The sequence below is a fragment of the Streptomyces sp. NPDC057543 genome (genome assembly GCF_042801895.1).
Classification (GTDB): Bacteria; Actinomycetota; Actinomycetes; order Streptomycetales; family Streptomycetaceae; genus Streptomyces.
The window spans coordinates 1-1,258 of the sequence record NZ_JBHVFF010000594.1 but is presented as its reverse complement, the minus strand read 5'-3'; the positions used below and the strand labels follow the sequence as shown (position 1 = coordinate 1,258).

The window sequence follows — 1,258 nt, the reverse complement described above, 5'->3', positions numbered from 1 at the left end:
CAGGAATCGCGCGTCGCGACCATCCCCACGGTGATCAGCCCGAGCACCACCCAGCCGAACCAGAGCCAGCCACTGCTCCCCAGCGCCACCGTGTAGGCGGTGACCGCCACCAGGGCCGCCACGGTGATCACACCCATGGTCTTCGTGGATCCGGACATGCCCGCACCCTCCTCATCGGCCGGGTGGCCGTGGATGCCATCGTCACCCCGGAGGCATGCCCACCGCTACTGCCCGCGCGCCTGCAACGAGGCGAGATAGGCGTTGTACGCCTGCAGCTCCTGGTCCCCGTCCCGGTCCGCCGCACGGTCCGAGCGCTTCGCCGTCCGCTGCTCGGAGCGGTACCACTGGAAGACCAGCGCGATCAGTACCAGCACCGACGGGATCTCACTGAAGGCCCAGGCGATACCGCCCGCCCAGTTCTGATCGCTCAGCGCGTCGATGCCGAGCGAGGCCGGCGGATTCTTGTACGTCTCCACCATCGGCGTCGTCGCCATCATCAGCGCGATACCGAAGAACGCGTGGAACGGCATACCCGCGAACAGCTCCAGCATCCGCATCACATAGCCGGGCCGGTGCGGCCCCGGGTCGACGCCCATGATCGGCCAGAAGAACACCAGACCCACGGCGAGGAAGTGCACCATCATCGCGATGTGCCCGGTCTTCGAACCCATCAGGAAGTCGAAGAGCGGGGTGAAGTACAGCGCGTACAGGCTGGCGATGAAGAGCGGAATCGTGAAGACCGGATGCGTGATGATCTTCATGTAGCGGCTGTGCAGCAGCATGAGGAGCAGCTCGCGCGGGCCGGTGCGGCCACGTCCCGCGACCGGGAGCGCACGCAGCGCCAGGGTTACCGGAGCGCCCAGCAGCAGCAGGATCGGCGACAGCATGCTGATCACCATGTGCTGCACCATGTGCACGCTGAACATGACCATGCCGTAGTCGTTCAGCTTCGTACACATCACCAGTGCGATGGACAGCACGCCGACGACGAAGAAGACGATGCGGCCGGCCGGCCAGTCGTCCCCGCGTCGGCGCAGCCGCAGCACGGCGTACCCGTACAGGCCGATGGCGAGAACACAGCCGATGAGGAAGAACGGGTCCGCGGAGAACTGAAGCCCACGTCCCAGCGTGAACGGCGGCAGATCCATGTTCATGCCGTGCCCGCTGTGATCCATCTGTTCACTCCCGCTGGGGACGTCCCCGTTTCGTGCCGGTTGTCCCGACCAGATTAGAACTGCCCCCGGCCGCAGCTGCGGCC

1 protein-coding gene is annotated in these 1,258 nt (G+C 66.2%); it reads right to left on the bottom strand.

Features of this window, described 5'->3' with window-relative positions:
• Window positions 1–224: 224 nt before the first annotated feature.
• Window positions 225–1,175: a cytochrome c oxidase assembly protein gene (locus ACFU8Q_RS41535; protein ID WP_384465422.1), complete on the bottom strand. Its 951-nt coding sequence runs from the start codon at window positions 1,173–1,175 to the stop codon at window positions 225–227.
• Window positions 1,176–1,258 lie beyond the last annotated feature (83 nt).